Raw genomic sequence first — 540 nt, forward strand, 5'->3', positions numbered from 1 at the left:
GTGAGAAGCACTGTTTGCCGTTTCTGACGCGGCTTCGGTGTTGCTGGCGACTTCATTTACTGTCGCTTGCATCTCGTTCATTGCTGTTGCGATAAGGTTTAGCTGAACTTGTTGTTCATCCATGCCTGTTGAAGTCTGTTCGGAAATCGCGCTCACTTCTTCAATGGCGGTGCCTACTTGAGCTGTGGTTGACGAGATACTGTCGACCAAAGTAAGCAACTTCGCTTGCATATCAACGCAGGCATCTGCCAAGGTGCCAAGCTCATCATGACCAATTTTGTTACGTGGAAGCTGGTAAGTTAGGTCGCCCGACGCGATTTTCGACGCCATGTTTACCACGTAATTTAGTGGTGTGCAGATCTGTTTGGTTAGGAATAGGCCTAGCGTAAAACTCAGTGCCAATAGCGCGACGATAGGAATAATGCTGTAGGTGATTGCGCTGCGCACTGCTTCATGAGCGCTGGCAATATCTTCTTGTACGTAGGTTTGGTTTAGTTCCACTAAATCACGAATCGCATCGGATAATTGTGTGAATGTAGA

The 540-nt window shown here is 47.6% G+C and carries 1 protein-coding gene; it reads right to left on the reverse strand.

The window, feature by feature from the left end:
• Positions 1–540: methyl-accepting chemotaxis protein (locus R7Z77_RS28025; protein ID WP_318137391.1), on the reverse strand; the 540-nt coding region annotated here is incomplete at both ends.

This window comes from Vibrio sp. 1401, from assembly GCF_033340295.1.